Here is a 1,967-nt window from a genome sequence, read left to right as displayed (position 1 = left end):
CGGCGCGCCGGCGGGGACCGCGGGGGGCCTCACACCAGCGGCACGAGGTCCCGCACGGAGTCCACGACGCGGTGCGGGCGGAACGGGTAGCGCTCCACCTGCTCGGCGCGCGTGGAGCCGGTGAGCACCAGGTAGGTGCGCAGGCCCGCCTCGATGCCGGCGACGACGTCGGTGTCCATGCGGTCGCCGACCATGGCCGTCGTCTCCGAGTGCGCGGCGATGCGGTTCATCGCCGAGCGGAACATCATCGGGTTGGGCTTGCCGACGAAGTACGGCTCGGCGCCGGTGGCGCGGGTGATGAGCGCGGCGACGGAGCCGGTGGCCGGCAGCGGCCCCTCGGCCGAGGGCCCGGTGGCGTCGGGGTTGGTGGCGATGAAGCGCGCGCCGCCCTCGATGAGCCGGATGGCCCGCGTGATCGCCTCGAAGGAGTAGGTGCGCGTCTCGCCGAGCACCACGTAGTCCGGGGCGGTGTCGGTGAGGATGAACCCCGCCTCGTGCAGGGCGGTGGTCAGCCCGGACTCGCCGATGACGTAGGCGGAGCCGTCCGGCTTCTGCCGGGACAGGAAGTCCGCGGTGGCCATCGCGGAGGTCCAGATGCACTCCTCGGGCACGGTGATGCCGCTGCGCGCGAGGCGGGCGGCGAGGTCCCGGGGCGTGAAGATCGAGTTGTTCGTCAGCACGAGGAAGCGCCGGCCGGTGTCCTGCAGGCGCTGGAGGAACTCCGCCGCGCCGGGCAGGGCCCGCTCCTCGTGGACGAGCACGCCGTCCATGTCGGTCAGCCAGCACTCGATGCCGGTGTCGGTGGTGGCGTCGAAGCCGGTGCCCGTGCCGGGGGCGGGCTCCCCGCCGGTGGCGACCGCGTCCCGGCCGTCCCGGCCGTCCTGCTCGCCCTCGCCCGCGCCCCGTCCCTGCCGCGCCACCGGCTCAGCCGTCCAGGCCGGCGAGCACGGACGCGGTGCCGGACAGCCCCAGGCGGGTGGCGCCCGCGTCGAGCATCGCCAGGGCGGTGGTGGTGTCGCGGATGCCGCCGCTGGCCTTGACGCCCAGGCGCCCGCCGACGGTGTCGGCCATGAGCTGCACGGCGTGCACGGTGGCGCCGCCGGTGGCGTGGAAGCCGGTGGAGGTCTTGACGAAGTCCGCGCCGGCGGCCTCCGCGGCCCGGCACACCTCGACGAGGACGTCGTCGGGCAGCGCGGCGGACTCCACGATGACCTTGAGCACGCCGGGGGCGGGCACGGCGGCGCGCACGGCGGCGACGTCCTCGCGCACGGCGTCGAACTCGCCGGCGAGCGCGGCGCCGACGTCGATGACCATGTCGACCTCGTGGGCGCCGTCGCGCACGGCGGCCTGCGCCTCGGCGGCCTTGAGGGCGCTGGTGTGCTTGCCGGAGGGGAAGCCGCAGACGGTGGCGACGACGAGGCCCTCGACGGCGTCGCCGCGGGCGACGGAGAGCATCGAGGGGGACACGCAGATCGCCAGCACGCCGAGCTCGCGGGCGTCGGCGCACAGGGCGAGGACGTCCGCGCGCGTCGCCTCCGGCTTGAGGAGGGTGTGGTCGACCAGGCGGGCCACGTCGTGGCGGGTCCGGCCGGTGGGGGTGCCGGTGGGAGTGGTCACGCGGGGAGTCTGCCACCGGCGGCGCCCACGGCGTCGGCGGTGTCCTCGGCGTCAGCGGTGTCCTCGGCGCCGGTGCCACCCGCGGTCCGCCCCGCCGCCGCGCTCCCGCCGTCGAGCACGAGGCGGTCGCGCCCGCCGGTCTTGGCGGCGTACAGCGCGCGGTCGGCGCGGGCCAGCAGCGCGGCGGGCTCCTCGGTCCCGTCCCACAGCGCCGCGCCTGCCGAGCAGGTCTGGCCCAGGGGGACCACCGCGCGCAGGGCCTCGGCGCGCGCCAGCGCCGCGGGGGGGGGCGCGGGGGGCGGCGGGGGCGGCCCGCGGCCCACCGCCCCCCCCCCCCCCGCCCCGGGGGC

The 1,967-nt window shown here is 77.5% G+C and carries 2 protein-coding genes and 1 pseudogene; all 3 read right to left on the bottom strand.

The window, feature by feature from the left end; all coding sequences use genetic code 11:
* Positions 1-29 precede the first annotated feature (29 nt).
* On the bottom strand, positions 30-770 hold the full coding sequence (locus ACRYR7_RS25370) for an HAD-IIA family hydrolase (protein ID WP_432575156.1): 741 nt from the start codon (positions 768-770) through the stop codon (positions 30-32).
* 154 nt (positions 771-924) lie between these two features.
* Entirely contained in the window at positions 925-1,617 is a 693-nt protein-coding gene (gene deoC, locus ACRYR7_RS25365; RefSeq protein WP_432575154.1) for a deoxyribose-phosphate aldolase, read from the bottom strand.
* A pseudogene (locus ACRYR7_RS25360) lies at positions 1,614-1,967 on the bottom strand (hypothetical protein); the annotation flags it as partial. The pseudogene ACRYR7_RS25360 and the gene deoC, both read right to left, overlap by 4 nt.

This window comes from Kineococcus gurbantunggutensis (genome assembly GCF_050871925.1).
Classification (GTDB): Bacteria; Actinomycetota; Actinomycetes; order Actinomycetales; family Kineococcaceae; genus Kineococcus.
This window is presented reverse-complemented; position numbering and strand designations above follow the sequence as displayed.